A 1,042-nucleotide genomic window follows, 5' to 3' on the forward strand; every position below is an offset into this window, starting at 1 on the left:
TCAGACAAGATGTTTGTTGAACTAGGTAAATTAGGTGTTAGTCCAATCTGCATGCTAAAACAAAACAGAGTGGTATCAATAGATGGTGGAGTTACCTTCTTAAAGTTAGATAAGGTTCTTAAACACTTATCTAAATCAGGGGTATATTCCAATGCCAATATCATCAACTCTGTTGAAGCTGTAACTAAAGGTGGTATCAGACTTAAGCTAGTATTCGTTAAGAATTACAACGATCCTTCAAAGTTCATTGTAATTGCCACTACTGATATCTCTTTAAGCGAAGATAAGATCATTCAACTGTACACAAGAAGATGGTTTATTGAAACTAACTTCAAGGCTCAGAAATCTTACCTAGGATTAGATTCAGAATGTCAGGCTCATGACTTTGATACCATCAACTCCTTTGTTCACATCGCTAACTTAAGATTTCTAATCCTAGAAATCCTAAGAAGGTTATCTAACGATCCTCGTTCACAAGGAGAACTCCTTAGACTCATAAACAAAGAGCTGCAAGAACAACCTTTTGTTAATGCATTAACAAGTTTAGTAAGAATGTGCTTTGATATTCCTAAAATCTTTGCAGATAAAGGATTACTAGACGAATCAAAGATAGCTGAAGCACAACAAGTAATAGATGAGACTATTGACCAGTGGGCATCAGGTATTACTAAATTCCTGCAAAAAATGTTTATCAAAAAACAAATTTCCTAAAAAATCTGTCAAAAACGTATTTTTAAAGAGCATCAGCAGCGCTAGACTGCTTGTATTAAACTTTTGTACTCTAATTTCTCACTTTTTGAAGTGCAGAAGTAGAGTTATTTATTTTTACCTAAGTGAAAAATGAATAATCACAAGGATTGTTCACAATATATAACTAATCTTTGTCTGTGCACTTTTATTTAACATAAATACTCCATATAATATTTCAATATAGTTAACTAAGTGCTGGATATACCGTGAAGATTATTAGACGTGAATATGTAGATGACTCTCAGCTTGAAGAGCTGATATCAGATCCTATTTTGCGTCAGATCCTTGCCAG

Annotated in this window: 1 pseudogene; it reads left to right on the plus strand. The window is 33.5% G+C overall.

What is annotated here, in order from left to right:
* Positions 1–711 (plus strand): annotated as a pseudogene (locus ACJML3_RS00495) (hypothetical protein); the annotation flags it as partial.
* Positions 712–1,042 lie beyond the last annotated feature (331 nt).

Origin of the sequence: Succinivibrio sp. (genome assembly GCF_045124615.1) — a bacterium.
Lineage (GTDB): Bacteria > Pseudomonadota > Gammaproteobacteria > Enterobacterales > Succinivibrionaceae > Succinivibrio > Succinivibrio faecicola.